This window comes from Saccharospirillaceae bacterium (assembly GCA_022448365.1).
In the GTDB taxonomy this organism is placed as follows: domain Bacteria; phylum Pseudomonadota; class Gammaproteobacteria; order Pseudomonadales; family Oceanobacteraceae; genus Bacterioplanoides.
The window spans coordinates 87,629-100,838 of the sequence record JAKVCS010000007.1 but is presented as its reverse complement, the minus strand read 5'-3'; the positions used below and the strand labels follow the sequence as shown (position 1 = coordinate 100,838).

General features: G+C 49.3%; 13 protein-coding genes and 1 tRNA gene. 8 read left to right on the top strand and 6 right to left on the bottom strand.

Features of this window, described 5'->3' with window-relative positions; genetic code table 11:
- On the bottom strand, positions 1–77 hold a 77-nt coding region (locus MK185_16835), incomplete at its 3' end, for an elongation factor Tu (protein MCH2042299.1).
- A gap of 353 nt (positions 78–430) precedes the next feature.
- Between MK185_16835 and fusA the strand changes: the two genes are divergently transcribed.
- The 3 genes from fusA to MK185_16820 all read left to right on the top strand — a co-directional run bounded on the left by fusA (position 431) and on the right by MK185_16820 (position 4,432).
- Positions 431–2,518, top strand: a complete 2,088-nt coding sequence (fusA, locus tag MK185_16830) for an elongation factor G (protein ID MCH2042298.1) — start codon at positions 431–433, stop codon at positions 2,516–2,518.
- Between the two features lie 181 nt (positions 2,519–2,699).
- Positions 2,700–3,941 carry a metallophosphoesterase gene (locus tag MK185_16825; GenBank protein MCH2042297.1) on the top strand — a complete coding sequence of 414 codons (1,242 nt, stop codon included), beginning with the start codon at positions 2,700–2,702 and terminating at the stop codon, positions 3,939–3,941.
- Between the two features lie 137 nt (positions 3,942–4,078).
- Entirely contained in the window at positions 4,079–4,432 is a 354-nt protein-coding gene (locus MK185_16820; protein ID MCH2042296.1) for a VOC family protein, read from the top strand.
- Positions 4,433–4,452: 20 nt separating this feature from the next.
- Here MK185_16820 and phoR (MK185_16815) read toward each other — a convergent pair whose 3' ends face one another.
- Positions 4,453–5,721, bottom strand: a complete 1,269-nt coding sequence (phoR, locus tag MK185_16815; protein MCH2042295.1) for a phosphate regulon sensor histidine kinase PhoR — start codon at positions 5,719–5,721, stop codon at positions 4,453–4,455.
- 38 nt (positions 5,722–5,759) lie between these two features.
- The gene (gene phoB, locus MK185_16810; GenBank protein ID MCH2042294.1) at positions 5,760–6,446 is read right to left on the bottom strand and encodes a phosphate regulon transcriptional regulator PhoB; all 687 of its coding nucleotides are present in this window, start codon (positions 6,444–6,446) and stop codon (positions 5,760–5,762) included.
- Between the two features lie 187 nt (positions 6,447–6,633).
- Here phoB and MK185_16805 point away from each other — a divergent pair.
- A tRNA-Thr gene (locus MK185_16805) sits at positions 6,634–6,709 on the top strand.
- 45 nt (positions 6,710–6,754) lie between these two features.
- Here MK185_16805 and MK185_16800 read toward each other — a convergent pair.
- Positions 6,755–7,252: a hypothetical protein gene (locus MK185_16800; protein ID MCH2042293.1), complete on the bottom strand. Its 498-nt coding sequence runs from the start codon at positions 7,250–7,252 to the stop codon at positions 6,755–6,757.
- 163 nt (positions 7,253–7,415) lie between these two features.
- On the opposite strand from MK185_16800, the gene MK185_16795 reads away from it, so the two are divergent.
- Together MK185_16795 and MK185_16790 are read left to right on the top strand one after the other, a co-directional pair.
- Entirely contained in the window at positions 7,416–7,736 is a 321-nt protein-coding gene (locus tag MK185_16795; protein ID MCH2042292.1) for a DUF3392 domain-containing protein, read from the top strand.
- A 616-nt stretch (positions 7,737–8,352) separates the two neighbouring features.
- Positions 8,353–9,150 carry a hypothetical protein gene (locus tag MK185_16790; protein MCH2042291.1) on the top strand — a complete coding sequence of 266 codons (798 nt, stop codon included), beginning with the start codon at positions 8,353–8,355 and terminating at the stop codon, positions 9,148–9,150.
- 95 nt (positions 9,151–9,245) lie between these two features.
- On the opposite strand, the gene trmH is transcribed toward MK185_16790, so the two are convergent.
- Positions 9,246–9,941 (bottom strand): tRNA (guanosine(18)-2'-O)-methyltransferase TrmH, encoded by a 696-nt coding sequence (gene trmH / locus MK185_16785; GenBank protein MCH2042290.1) that lies wholly within the window; start codon positions 9,939–9,941, stop codon positions 9,246–9,248.
- Between the two features lie 157 nt (positions 9,942–10,098).
- Here trmH and cysZ point away from each other — a divergent pair, with 157 nt between their 5' ends.
- Positions 10,099–10,926 carry a sulfate transporter CysZ gene (gene cysZ / locus MK185_16780; protein ID MCH2042289.1) on the top strand — a complete coding sequence of 276 codons (828 nt, stop codon included), beginning with the start codon at positions 10,099–10,101 and terminating at the stop codon, positions 10,924–10,926.
- Complete coding sequence (locus tag MK185_16775; GenBank protein ID MCH2042288.1) at positions 10,895–11,809, top strand: response regulator; 915 nt, start codon at positions 10,895–10,897, stop codon at positions 11,807–11,809. The genes cysZ and MK185_16775 overlap by 32 nt, the downstream gene beginning before the upstream one ends.
- A gap of 57 nt (positions 11,810–11,866) precedes the next feature.
- Here MK185_16775 and phoR (MK185_16770) read toward each other — a convergent pair whose 3' ends face one another.
- The gene (phoR, locus tag MK185_16770; GenBank protein MCH2042287.1) at positions 11,867–13,207 is read right to left on the bottom strand and encodes a phosphate regulon sensor histidine kinase PhoR; all 1,341 of its coding nucleotides are present in this window, start codon (positions 13,205–13,207) and stop codon (positions 11,867–11,869) included.
- Between the last annotated feature and the right edge of the window lie 3 nt (positions 13,208–13,210).

Below are 13,210 nucleotides of genomic sequence, written 5' to 3'. Positions count from 1 at the left end.
GTTTTACCATGGTCAACGTGACCGATGGTGCCAACGTTTACGTGCGGTTTGGAACGCTCAAACGTTTCCTTAGCCATAATTACAGCCCTCAAAACAATATAAGTATTAACTGAAACCCCAACCAAGTCAGACCACACCGGGTTTCCACACTTGTTTCAGGGCGAAATAAAGTGGGCAATATTAATGTTCTGGAGATGGGAGTCAACAACCCTGTTGAGAGGTTTGGTCAACTGTCACATTGACGTAACACCAAAACGCCTGTTCATGGGGCTTATTAGGGCACCGCTTGTGCCACTCAATCGCCGCGAAAAGGCAGTTAAAAAGCGGCTGTTGATAACGATTGAAAATTGCCACACAAAGACAGTACCTTTCGGCGGGCAAACCTTGTAGAATGGCGCGCGATTTTGACCTTACCTTTTTGAGTAACGATATGACTGACTTAAGCAAATACAGAAATATCGGTATCTTCGCTCACGTTGATGCCGGTAAGACCACTACAACTGAGCGTATCCTGAAGCTCACTGGTAAGATCCACAAGACTGGTGAAGTTCACGATGGTGAATCCACTACTGACTTCATGGATCAGGAAGCTGAGCGTGGTATTACCATTCAGTCTGCAGCTGTTACTTGTGAATGGGCTGGTCACCGCCTGAACGTTATTGACACTCCTGGACACGTTGACTTCACCGTTGAAGTATACCGTTCCCTGAAAGTACTGGACGGCGGTGTCGGTGTATTCTGTGGTTCTGGTGGTGTTGAGCCTCAGTCTGAGACTAACTGGCGTTACGCTAACGAATCTGAAGTATCCCGTATCATCTTCGTGAACAAGCTGGACCGTCTGGGTGCCAACTTCTACCGCGTTGTTGATCAGGTTAAGAAAGTACTGGGCGCAAACCCACTGGTTATGGTTCTGCCAATCGGTGAAGAAGACGAGTTCGTAGGTGTTGTTGACCTGCTGAGCCGTCAGGCGTTCGTATGGGATGACACGGGTCTGCCAGAGAACTACGAAATCAAAGAAGTTCCTGAAGACATGAAGGACGACGTTGAAATGTACCGCGAGCAGCTGATTGAAACTGCTCTGGAACAAGACGAAGACCTGATGATGGCTTACCTGGAAGAAGGTGAAGAGCCGTCTATGGACGACATCAAGCGTTGCATCCGTGAAGGTACCCGTAAGCTGGACTTCTTCCCGACTTACTGTGGTTCTGCATTCAAAAACAAAGGTGTTCAGCTGGTACTGAACGCAGTTGTTGACTACCTGCCGTCTCCAACTGAAGTTGACCCTCAGCCGCTGACAGACGAAGAAGGTAACGAAACCGGCGAACACGCGATCGTTTCTGCTGATGAACCACTGCGTGCGCTGGCGTTTAAGATCATGGATGACCGTTTCGGTGCCCTGACCTTTATCCGTATCTACTCTGGTGTAATGAACAAGGGTGATACCGTACTGAACTCAGCCACCGGCAAAACTGAGCGTATCGGTCGTATGGTAGAAATGCAGGCAGACGATAAGTCTGAGCTGACTTCTGCACAAGCGGGTGACATCGTTGCTGTTGTTGGTATGAAGAACGTACAGACTGGCCACACTCTGTGTGATCCTAAGCACGAATGTACTCTGGAAGCCATGGTATTCCCAGAGCCAGTAATCTCTATCGCCGTTAAGCCGAAAGACAAAGGCGCTGTTGATAAGATGGGTGTTGCGATTGGTAAACTGGTTGCTGAAGATCCATCTTTCCGCGTTGAAACTGACGAAGATTCCGGTGAAACCATCCTGAAAGGTATGGGTGAACTGCACCTGGATATTAAAGTAGACATCCTGAAGCGTACTTACGGCGTTGAGCTGGAAGTAGGTGAGCCTCAGGTATCTTACCGTGAGACTATCACTCAGGCGATCGAAGACAGCTACACCCACAAGAAGCAGTCTGGTGGTTCTGGTCAGTACGGTAAGATTGACTACACCATGAAGCCAGGTGAGCCAGGTTCTGGTTTCGTATTCAGCACGTCTGTTGTTGGTGGTAACGTTCCTAAGGAATTCTTCCCAGCAATCGAAAAAGGCTTCAAGGCTATGATGGCTGAAGGCCCACTGGCTGGCTTCCCGGTACTGGACGTTGAAATCGACGTGAACGACGGTGGTTACCACGCGGTTGACTCCTCTGCAGTCGCATTCGAAATCGCTGCAAAAGGTGCTTTCCGTCAGTCTATGCCGAAAGCAGGCGCACAGCTGCTGGAACCAATCATGAAGGTTGACGTATTCACTCCAGAAGACAATGTGGGTGATGTGATCGGTGACCTGAACCGTCGTCGCGGCATGATCAAAGACCAGGAAGCTGGCGTAACAGGTGTTCGCATTAAAGCAGACGTACCACTGTCCGAAATGTTCGGCTACATTGGTCACCTGCGTACCATCACTTCTGGTCGTGGTCAGTTCTCTATGGAATTCAGCCACTACATGCCTTGCCCAATGAACATTGCAGAAACTGTAATGGCAGAAGCAAAAGCAGCTAAAGAAGCTAAGTAATTAATCCTTAATCCTTAATTACTGAATTTCAGAAAAACCCGGCATCGTTTTGCGATGTCGGGTTTTTTATATCTGTTCTTTAACCGATCATCGGTTTTCTGTATCTGATCTGTTTTGACCCTGATCAAAAGTCCATTAATTTTTCACAATAACGCCCGTTTTAAATTCAGGTGTGAAAGTGATGAAGCCGCTCAACTTATTCGTGTCCTTAGCTTGTGCTGCCTCGCTGTCAGCATGCTCAGTCAATTCTTGCAGAGATCATCAGGCTGATAAAATTCAGTTTCTTGCCTTTGGTGACAGTGGTTATCATTATGATTACCTGAAGACCAAACTGCAGAAAAATCCACAAACACCAGCGAAGTTTCAGGCTGCAAAGTTGAAGAAGTGGCTGAAACAATACCGTCCGAAAAAAGACTTTATTGCGCCACCCATGTACTTATTACCAGGCGGTCAGTTTGCCGTCGAACGCACGGGTCTGCATGCAACAGCAAAAGCGATGACCCGTTTCTGTCAGCGGGCAGTATGTGAGTTTGGGATTATGCTGGGTGACAATATCTACCCGGATGGTGCGGATGGAAAAAACGATGATGAGCGTTTTTATAAAATATTTGAGCAGCCTTATAAATCCCTCGGTGCCGGCGTTGAAGACTTTAAGTTATACGCGGCGTTAGGTAATCATGACTGGAATACATCACGCCTCGGACGCAATGCCCAGGTTGATTATGCTCAACGCCACGATACAAAAATCACCATGCAGCAACCCGGCTACTTTACGTTTAAGCGTCAGCAGGGTGAGCTAACGGCTGAATTTTTTGTTCTGGATACCAACCTGTTATTAAAAGGACAGAATGTCCTTGATGATCAACTGAATCCGGATGGCAGCCCAAAACAACATACTGAACTGAATCAGCCGGAAAGTTGGGAAAAGCCGACCAAGGCCGACAGTCGGCAATTGCAGTGGTTAGATGATCAATTAGCAGCGTCCGACGCGGACTGGAAAATTGTGATGGGACATCACACGGTCTGGTCATCCGGTGGCAGTAAGTTTGAAGAAGCTAAAGTTCTGCGCCGGTTGTTATTACCGTCTTTGTGCGAGTATGCAGACATGTACTTTGCTGGTCATGAACATGACCTGGAGGTCCATCTGGATACGTGTCAGGGTGAACAAGGGGAGGAAGCAAAATCACTGCCGTTGATCATTTCCGGTGCCGCAGCAAAACAGCGCGCCATTCATACGACGTTTCAGCAGTGGCAAAAAGCTAATAATCCAACGTACCGTGAGTTGTGGCTAAAAGGAATGGTTTGGGGGTTCAGTCATATTCAGTTGGATAAAACCAACGCCCGGGTTGATATGTTTACCACGCCAAATGATGAAAGCGGAAAGGTCGTGCACGAGGTGAGCTTTAACTTCGGAAACCGATAACAGCACAATATGGGCTGCATTGCCGGGAAACCATCTGTTGCTTGTTATCACCAAACCGTTCCAGCTGTGCTACCTACTCATCCTTATGGAGCTTGCTATATTGAATCGAGGTTACTGAGGTTACTGAGGTTACTGTGATGAATGAGCATGAAAAAATTAACTATGTCGAATTTCCAACCTGCGACATGAGGGCCACCCGTAATTTTTTTGTGGACGCCTTTGGCTGGCAGTTTCAGGATTTTGGCCCGGATTATATGGCGTTTTCGCGACAGGGAATTGAGGGCGGTTTTTTCCGTGCCAATTTACGTTCATGCACGCAAAACGGTGCGGCGTTGCTTGTGTTGTACAGTCAGAATCTGGAAGCCACCAAAGCGTCCATTGAAAAAGCCGGTGGTCGTATTGTTAAGGATGTTTTTGATTTTCCGGGAGGAAGGCGTTTTCACTTTTCAGAGCCGAGCGGCAATGAGCTGGCAGTATGGAGTGATTGCTGAGTTTGAGAGGGCTTTGCGGGTTAATGAATAACCCGCTCTTGCGGAATAATAAAGCTGAAGGTAGTGCCTTTACCAATTTCCGACTCCACTTCCAGCCAGGTATCGTGGTGCTCAAGTGCATGCTTAACAATAGCAAGCCCCAGGCCTGAACCACCGACGCTTGATTCCCGTGAATCGTCGACGCGGTAAAAGCGCTCAGTCAGGTGCGCAATGTGCTCTGGCGGAATGCCTATCCCCTGGTCGGAAACACTGACACGAATGCCATTATCGTTTTCTTCAATCCGAAACTGCACGTCGCTGCCATTACCGTATTTTACCGCGTTGGTAATCAGGTTACTTAACACCGAACTCATCTCATCATTGAAGCCGTCGATCGCAAATTCTTGATCACAGTGAAATACAATCTTTGACTCGCCGTACTGCTGCAGCTGATCGACCACAGAATGTCCCAAATGCTGAAGGCTCAGGCGTTCTCCTGCCCGTTCTGTGTTGGCACTCTCCAGCTTTGACAATTCGATCAGGTCGTTCACCAGGCTTTTCATCCTCTGCCCCTGACTATTCATCTGACCCATTGCTTTACCAAGGCTGTTCGGCAATTCCATATCGCTGAACATTTCCAGATAGCCGGTGATGACGGTCAGTGGTGTGCGCAGTTCGTGGGAAACATCCGCGATAAAGTTCTGACGCATGGTCTCGACACGTTTGCGTTCGGTCATATCCCGAATCAGCATAACTTTCTGATCGATACCGAACTGGGTGATCTGAACCTGAACACTCAGTTGAGTGATGTTGTAGGTATCGAATTGCAGTGAGTCTGAATAGTCGCCCTTATCAAAATATTTAATAAAGCGCGGAGTCCGTATCAGGTTTTTGATGTGCTGGCCGGTATCTTCTTTTCTCAGGGCCAACAAGCGACTTGCAGCCGCATTAAAGGTGGTGATGTATCCCTCTTTGTCGATCACCACAACACCATCATGTAATGACTCGATCCCCTGATTATACCGACGTAGCTGCTTAGCCTGCTGAGCCAGCTTGCTTTTGAGGTTCTTCTCACGACGAATCAGTTTATCAACGCTGTAGCCAATCAGACCGCTGTCCTGAGGCGCAGTGCCCTGGCGATAACTCCATTTATACAGAGCTCCCATCGTACGTAACGAAATAACCAGCGCAACAGTGACGCCGATGAGCAGACCATGCAGGGGTTGTTCCACCGTCCAGCCAGATGCCAGACCCAGGGCGATGACGACGCCGGTTTTGGTTAATTCACCCTGCCAAGCAGATTGGTGCAATGTTCAAGCCTCACAACAGGCGGGTTTAACCGCCTTTATTATTCATCCGGACTAAAGCGATAACCGGCGCCACGCACCGTTTGAATCAGCTTGTCCTGATCTTCGATTGAAATTGCCTTCCGTAAGCGTCGGATATGGACATCCACTGTTCGGTCTTCAACGTAAACGTTGCCGCCCCATACCCGGTCTAGCAATTGGGCGCGCGAGTATACGCGATTCGGGTGCAGCATGAAAAATTCCAGCAGACGAAATTCCAGAGGACCAAGGGAAACCTCATTACCGGCGATGTTACAACCCTGACTGGAACAATCCAGCTCAATTTTTCCCGCATTTAACATGCCGTCACCACTGGTATTGGTGCGTCGCAGTACCGCACGGATACGGGCGATCAACTCGCGTGGCGAAAATGGTTTCACCACATAATCGTCAGCACCAGCATCCAGGCCAGAGATACGGTCATCTTCGTCGCCACGAGCGGTGAGCAGAATAACCGGAATGTCCGCCGTGCGATCATCACGCTTCAGCTTACGGGTTAATTCGATGCCCGACACCATTGGCATCATCCAATCGAGCAGTACCAGATCCGGACGATCATTAATGATCATCTGATGCGCCAGCGCCCCGTTGGCCGATAATTTAACGTTAAAGCCAGCCATTTCCAGGCTGGTCGAAATCATTTCCGAAATGGCTGGTTCGTCGTCCACGACCAGAATATAGCCACTCATGCGAGGCTCCTGATTTTACGTTAAAATTCGGGATTCAATTGTGACATTTTTATTAAGACCCTGCAGTGTCTATCTGCTACTTTTGCCCGAATGCTGTGCCAAGACGATAAATTGAAGTTTTTCATAAACTTAGCGAAAAAAATGGTTGACGGATGGTCACTTGGTCATTAGTATTCGCAGCCACTTAGCCGCTATAGCTCAGTTGGTAGAGCAACTGACTTGTAATCAGTAGGTCCCGAGTTCGACTCTTGGTGGCGGCACCATATTAAAAAGCCCGCACTGTGTGCGGGCTTTTTTTTGCCTGTTTTTCAGAATCGCATTGTCAGCTCAAGGCTATAACCATCTTCTTGTGGCAAGCTTAGTGAGTAACGCCATTCACCTTTTTGCGGTTCTCCCTGATAAATGTCCCATGCGGCTTCTGCTGCAAATTTCATAATGTCCTCGGATGACGAGGAGGCACCAACACGCTCGTAGGCAAAGTCACTCCAATGACTGATCTGCGACCAGGGCTGGGTATCGGCGCTTGGATCATCACTGGCAAAGCAATCAGAAAAAGGACTCATCAGCGCAAAACAGGCGGCACATGGACGTAACCAGCGTTGTTTGCTCAGAGTGCGTTTCAGGGTCTGTTGTGAGATGTAGCCAAGATTGACAAGAATTTCTCCCAGTTTCAGATCGCTCTGGCGCTGACATTTGAGTGCCTGGTGCAGTTGTGTCCGATCAATCAGCTGCTGTTTCAGCAGTAGTTGCCCTAAGCGCTGGCGCTGGTCACCTGACGCGGTGGAGTTGGGATTGTTCCAGTTCATAGCCAGTCTGTCTCATTTCTGAATACGCTATTCAGAATGGCATATCGTTACCGAATCACCATTGCAATTGGTTTGCTTTGCGTAGCGTTTCGTAACGTTGCCTCGCTTATCTACTGACCGATGTCTAGCCTTTCTGCCTAACAAGTTGATTCAGGGGCAGTTTATGGTGTTGGTGAACTGGCTGGTTAACCAGCTACGACCTCATATTGACGAGCTGGCAGTGGCAATAATTGCAACTGCATTGGTCATTTTCGGTGATCACATTAATGAACTGTTACGTTTCTTGGTAAAGCGGCGGCCGCTATGGCTCCGGCTAACAGCATTTGTTGCGCTATGTACTCTGGGTTACGGGGCGATCGCAGTGTGGTTGACACCGGTACTGGAGAGGTTCTTGCGGGGATTACCTGGCTGGCAAATGTTGTTGGTTGTTGTCATCGCTTTTATTGCGCTTGCTTTGTTGGCACAAAAACAAAGGAAGATTTGAAGGTTCAGGCAACCCGGTGAATATAATCAGGATGCAAAAATAAATCGGGCGGCTCGGACATCCTGTCCGGCCGCCACAGCACCCTAAAACCGTCCTGGTTTAAGATCTTCCCTGCCGCCTTACCTGGCGATTGATCAATCCCTGACTGCTTCCCGGCACTCGTTCCCTGTCCGCAATCCATTGCGTCTGATCCATCAGTACAGCCATCCAGGCTGGGTTCCATTCTTCCTTACAGCATCCTGCTGGTCTTCCGTGCGGCAATCATTGCCGTGTCCAAGAGAGGCTCCTGCCTCGGATCCACTTGGAGCTCCTGCTCCGGGTCCTGATGAAGCTCCGCTTCATTCTTCCTTGCGATCATCCAGATCTGCTAACTCCGTGTCAGCGTTGCGTCCTGCGAGATAAAAGATAGCAAATTGACGGCAGCGGGAAAGGACAATTTCTCTATACTGTGAAAGTGTTCCGAAATCTTCTGTTGGATAAAATCCCATAAAAACAAGGGTTTGAAGAGATTTCTCGGCTGGAACCAGCAAATTGACGAAGTACTTTTATCGATATGTCGCACTGGCTTGTGAGATATATCTCACACGTATCCAGGGGAAAGTCTGCAAGGTGTTCTATGGCAGAAGTATTAAAACCGAACGTGTTACTACCACAGTGGGTCTATCTGGCACTGGGAGCGGATGCGATACCTCTATTGAAGCGAGGTTTTTTGCCGCTTCAGCCACTATCGATGGAATATGCACCCTGGTGGTTGCAACCTGCGCCGATAGCCCAGACGTCGATCTCTGAAAAAGAGTACCTGGCGCATATGGAACGTGAATTCGGTAAATTACCGGATTCGTTGAAGGGACTGCTGGATTTCGAACAATTCTTACAGCAAGCACAGCCTAAACGATGTGAAATTGAAGCAGCAATACGCAAAACGAATGATCTGCGGCAGCAGGCCAAACAACCAGACGCATCTGCCTGGCTGCAGCAGTCGTTTTACTCACTGCCTTACCACAGTCTCAGTTGGCAGCATCATCGCAGCGGCTATGGGGCTATCTGGCTGGCGATTGATCATACCCAGTTGTCAGCTCAGATTTCGCCAGTGAGATATCGTATAGATCAGCCGGCCCGTTACAGCGAGCGACTGATGTCGGCACCGATGGATCAGGAACCATTACAGCAATATCGCTTGCTGCTGCAGAAAAATCAGTTAGACAGGTTTATCGATCTGAATGGGTGCCGACATGGTCTGCTGCGTTTGCCGCCAAAGGCGGTGAAGGCAGCATTGCTTGGAGCGCAGGTTTCGCAGACGCTGAAGTCAGAATTTTGCGATTTCTGGCGAATGGACTTCCTCTATCAAAGGTCCATTCTGGCGCAGATGAAGTGGTCGCCGGGTGATTATGACTTTGCCTTCGAACGCCTGTAGTTCGAGGTGGTATCACTGTTTATGATGCGGCTGTTTGTATCAGTTGCAACGCCACGATTCCATTGTGTCGCTGCTCTCTCATTGTTCTCGGTCAGTTATTTTTTTGCTGAATCCGGCGAGTTAATTAACCTGGAAAATGCTTGTGGGTCGGCCAGTTCACCATCTTCACGTAAAGGTGGATATGGCAGATTGTATTTCTTGCACAGCTTCAGCTCGACCGGACGACACCATTCAAACATCATTTGATTGTAGGTTGCATCATCAAGGCGGCGTTCGTCATACATACCCGCTTTCTGACGCTGATGTTGCGCTTCGGTAAGAATAATGGCGGCTGCAACTGACACGTTAAATGATTCAACCATTCCCTGCATCGGGATAATCAGATGATGATCGGCCAGTTCAGCCGCTGCATCGCTGATGCCTTCTTTTTCTGTACCCATCATCAGCACCGTTGGCTGCGTAAAGTCATATTCCCGGTAGTTCATCGCCTCATCACTGAGGTGCGCGGCGCAAACTTTATACCCCTTTGCCTGAAAACCAGTAATTGCAGATTCAATATCCGGGTGAGTATGCTTCTCGATCCAGGAATCCGATCCCGCCAGTGCCGCTGTTTTCAGACGAAACTCATCGTGCGGCCAAACGCAATGAACCTCCGGAATTCCGACGGCGTCACAGGTGCGGGCAATCGCTGCCAGATTGTGCGGCTTATACACCTCGTCGGTTAATACGGTCAGATCCGGTTGACGCTTGGCAAGGGTTGCTTGAATTCGTTGCAGGCGTTCGGGTGTCATGCGGCGATATCTCCGGCTAAAAATCACGGGTGTAGTATTTGCGGGGCACGCATTGTATAAAAGCCACGCGATTGATGCACGTTGTCGGCGCGTGGTGATTTTTCTTTGATACAAAAGCCACGTTGTCTATTGCCAGCAATAAGAAAGGAATAAACCGATGAAAGGTAATCCACTGTTGGGTTGGGGTTACGTCTTGCAAGGCGTAAAGAATTTAGGTCAGCCCGGTCTGCGACGTTTTGTTGCTTTACCGCTTCTGATCAATGCTCTGCTGCTATCAGCGCTGAGTTATTCCGGTATTCGCTGGCTCAACAGTGCAATCGAAAGTGTTGTCAGTTACTTACCGTCGTGGCTGGAATGGCTCTACTGGATAGTGATGCCGCTGGCGGCCATGACGCTGCTGCTGATCTTTGCCTACTTTTTCAGCGCGATCCTGATCACAATTGCCAGTCCGTTTAATGGTATGTTGAGTGAGAAAGTTGAGCGTCAGCGGGGCGTTGAGATCGCCGATGAAAGCGTTGCCAGTGTTGTAAAGCGCACGTTCGCGCGCGAATGGACAAAACTGAAATACATCCTGCCGCGTTATCTGGGATTATTAATTCTGAGTTTTATTCCCGGTCTGAATCTTGTCAGCCCATTTTTATGGTTCTGGTTCGGCAGCTGGATTGTGGCGTTGCAATACATCGATTATTCGTTTGATAACCATGCACGCAGTTTTACAGAGATGCGTGCCGAGCTGGCTACCCAGCCACTCACCGTACTTGGTTTTGGTGCGACCGTTGCGTTGTTAATGATGATACCGGTACTCAATTGGTTTGTAATGCCGGCTGCGGTTATTGGGGCGACACTGTTAAGGATGGAACAGATGCCACTGAACGGCCCAATCGTTGATAAATCAGGCAAAAATGACTCAGTGAACTATGCTGACAGTAATACTGATCCTCTCAGGCTGACTGATGGCAAAACTGAAAATTCTGGTCGTGGATGATGCGGCATTCATCCGCGACCTTGTAAAAAAAGCCGTAAAAGAAACCTACCCCGGTTGTGATTTATTCGAGGCTATTGATGGTCGCAAGGCCATCAGCATCATGAATGCACAGGACATCAATCTGGTTTTGTGTGATTGGGAAATGCCTGAATGCTCAGGCATTGAGGTGCTGCAATGGATGCGCGCTGATGAGCGTTACAAGAAAACCCCATTTATGATGATCACCAGTCGTGGCGATCGTGATCATGTTATCAAAGCGGTGGAAGCGGGGGTGTCGGAATACATCGGCAAACCCTTCACCCGAGAGAATTTTGTTGCCAAACTTAGCAAGCTGGTGTTCAAACATCTGAAGATCAAACCCAATCAGGATGCACGCCAACACGCGACCGGACTGGGGGGCGATTCTGCCAATGTTCTGGCGACCGCCAGCGCTAAACCGAATCCTAAGGAGGCAAAACAAGCCGCATCACAGGACATGGGGGGCGCATCAGTGCTGATGGGAAATACCAAATCAGCCAAGGTGGTCGTGGATTCTGCGCCCGTTAAGGTTAATAAAAAGCCGGCAGTTCGTGCCAAGGGGATCGTCAGTGTCAGGTTTGGTTCCGGTGGTACGGCCAAGCTGGTAATTAAGGATATTAACCTTCAGGAAATGCTGGGCGTATTTCGCCGTGAAGGCAGCCTGCCTGCTCTGCTGGAACAGGTTGTGCTCGATATTGTCGACAAAGAAGGGGGCGAAGTGGCACGTATTAACGGGTACGTACGCATGATGCAGGCTCAGGAGCCGCATGTGGATGCTGAAACGATTCAGATGCTGATTCGCTATGTCGATGACGATCCGGATAAGATGGCAACCCTCTCAAAATACATCGCCAGCGTGCGCTGAAAACGATTGCATCCCAGTGCTGTGGAGTCGGTGCCAATACCGCTCTTTGCAGTCCTCCTATGAAACCTCGTCTTTATTTAAATCCCGGCATTTTTCCGTGTCCATGGGGCCAAATTCACAACGACCTGCCGGGAAATGCACTCGGAATTCACTGCCTTTGCCGAGTTCGCTGGCAATCTCCAGCTCTGCTTGATGGCGCAATAATACGTGCTTAACAATGGCCAATCCCAAACCGGTGCCGCCGGTCTGATTGTTGCGACTGGGGTCTGCCCGATAGAAACGCTCGGTTAAACGGGGTATGTGATGTTGTTCGATGCCCGGGCCATTATCTTTAACGCAGAACCAGGCGCCGTCGCTGTTGTGAAACCAGCGAATCTCAATGTGGCCACTGTCCTGGGTATATTTAACGGCATTAAACACCAGATTCGAGAAGGCACTGCGCAATTCATCCTGATAACCTTTGATCTGATCGTTGCTTTGAATATCCAGCGTAATGCGATGGCAGCGTTCGCCACTTAACGCCCGGGCATCGGCAGCAATACATTGCAGCATGGATGTTATTGCTATGTCATCCGGTTGCTGCTGGTGGCTGGTTTCCAGCCGCGACAGCATTAATAAATCGGTGATCAGATTCTCCATACGGCGACTTTGCTGGCTCATTTGCGAGATCATCCGGCCCCATCGGGGAGGTAAGCTGTCAGCGGCCATGTCCATGGTTTCGATATAGCCAGAGACCACCGTCAGGGGGGTCCGTAACTCATGGCTGACATTAGCCACGAAGTCTTTACGCATCTCTTCCAGCTGCTTGAGTCGGGTGATGTCATGTACCAGCATCAGACGATCTTTGCGGCCAAATAAGGTGATATTAAATTGCAGCTGCAATTGTGGGTTAACCGGAGACGGAATGGACAGCGGATCGTCGTAGTTAACGTGATCGAAGTAGTCTTTGAACAACGGGTTACGGATTAAGTTGGTGATCGGTTGACCGACATCCACCGGCGCTTGTAACCCCAGAAAGTCGCCAGCAGCGCGGTTCCACCATTCCAGGTTTCCCTGGCTATCAACCATTAACACGGCATCCTGCAACGCTGCTGTTGAATCCTGAATACGATTAATAATGGCTTGCAGTCGTTGCTGATGTTTTTGGCTGCGTTGTTGTAAACGCTGGGTGTCGCGGAAAATACCGCCCCAGATTCCGATTGTTGAGGGCAGTTGCCCGGCTTGTTCTCGCTGCAGCCATTTTTGCAGGCGATAAAGTTGCAACCATTGCCAGACGATATACAGGCTACAGGTGACGGCAAAGGCCAGTTCCATCCGATTAACGTGATAGCCAATACCAAGCGCCGCGACCAGCAACAGCAATATACGGCGCAGCTCCCTGCGCCATACCGGATTCATAAG

Excerpts from the sequence above, each read along its gene's own strand:
- MK185_16825 (MCH2042297.1), top strand. The coding sequence starts at position 2,700 with ATGAAGCCGCTCAACTTATTCGTGTCCTTAGCTTGTGCTGCCTCGCTG.
- cysZ (MCH2042289.1), top strand. The coding sequence starts at position 10,099 with ATGAAAGGTAATCCACTGTTGGGTTGGGGTTACGTCTTGCAAGGCGTA.
- phoR (MCH2042287.1), bottom strand. The coding sequence starts at position 13,207 with ATGAATCCGGTATGGCGCAGGGAGCTGCGCCGTATATTGCTGTTGCTG.
- fusA (MCH2042298.1), top strand. The coding sequence starts at position 431 with ATGACTGACTTAAGCAAATACAGAAATATCGGTATCTTCGCTCACGTT.
- trmH (MCH2042290.1), bottom strand. The coding sequence starts at position 9,941 with ATGACACCCGAACGCCTGCAACGAATTCAAGCAACCCTTGCCAAGCGT.
- MK185_16800 (MCH2042293.1), bottom strand. The coding sequence starts at position 7,252 with ATGAACTGGAACAATCCCAACTCCACCGCGTCAGGTGACCAGCGCCAG.
- MK185_16775 (MCH2042288.1), top strand. The coding sequence starts at position 10,895 with ATGGCAAAACTGAAAATTCTGGTCGTGGATGATGCGGCATTCATCCGC.
- MK185_16820 (MCH2042296.1), top strand. The coding sequence starts at position 4,079 with ATGAATGAGCATGAAAAAATTAACTATGTCGAATTTCCAACCTGCGAC.
- MK185_16795 (MCH2042292.1), top strand. The coding sequence starts at position 7,416 with ATGGTGTTGGTGAACTGGCTGGTTAACCAGCTACGACCTCATATTGAC.
- MK185_16790 (MCH2042291.1), top strand. The coding sequence starts at position 8,353 with ATGGCAGAAGTATTAAAACCGAACGTGTTACTACCACAGTGGGTCTAT.
- phoB (MCH2042294.1), bottom strand. The coding sequence starts at position 6,446 with ATGAGTGGCTATATTCTGGTCGTGGACGACGAACCAGCCATTTCGGAA.